This is a genomic window from Serratia sp. Sp408, assembly GCF_057180665.1.
This window is the reverse complement of sequence record NZ_JBXUFT010000035.1, coordinates 1-319: the sequence shown is the minus strand read 5'-3', so window position 1 is coordinate 319 and position 319 is coordinate 1. Positions and strand designations below refer to the sequence as shown.

At 62.7% G+C, this 319-nt stretch carries 1 protein-coding gene; it reads right to left on the bottom strand.

The genetic code is table 11. From position 1 onward, the window contains the following. On the bottom strand, positions 1-319 hold a 319-nt coding region (locus AC2AXP_RS22735; protein WP_484381995.1), incomplete at both ends, for a hypothetical protein.

The window sequence follows — 319 nt, the reverse complement described above, 5'->3', positions numbered from 1 at the left end:
TGTAACTCGCCTTGTCCAGCTCGATGGTTGACTGGGTCGCCACCGCATCACTCGCCGCAATGGTGTAGATAGCCGAGTCCTTGTGCTCGCTTCCCAACGTCAGAGTGGCTTTGTGCGTCGTACCCGCCGCTGCCGCAACATAGGTCGCCTTGTAGCTGCCCGACCCGACGAAAGTTTCCGCCCAGGTCACGCTCTGGCTCGCCGCACCCGACACGTTCACCGCTGCCGACGTCAGCACAGCCACCTTCCCGGACACCGGGTTGCCGTGCGTATCCTTCAGCGCAACCGTCACCACCATGTTGGCGCCCGCGATGTAACT